1 protein-coding gene is annotated in these 234 nt (G+C 61.1%); it reads left to right on the top strand.

Annotated elements, in window-relative coordinates:
- Positions 1-234, top strand: a 234-nt coding sequence (locus tag Q4563_RS22785; RefSeq protein WP_303606169.1) for a hypothetical protein, incomplete at both ends; no start/stop codon positions are given.

Below are 234 nucleotides of genomic sequence, written 5' to 3'. Positions count from 1 at the left end.
CTGGATAGCAGTGACGCCAATCGCCAGGCCTGGCGTCATATCGAAAGTGTTGCTGAACGTTTTGACGGCCTGCGTGGTGCCAGTAATGCGCTGCCGGTCAGGGAAACACTGACCGGCTTGCAACAGCAGCGCCAGAGTCGCCGCGGCGCACTAAAGAGTCTGGCTGTGCTGGGAGCCGTGGCTGGAGGTTGCTGGGTTGCCATGCCTTACCAGCACTGGCAGGCAGATGAACGC

This window comes from Gilvimarinus sp. 1_MG-2023, assembly GCF_030548285.1.
This window is presented reverse-complemented; position numbering and strand designations above follow the sequence as displayed.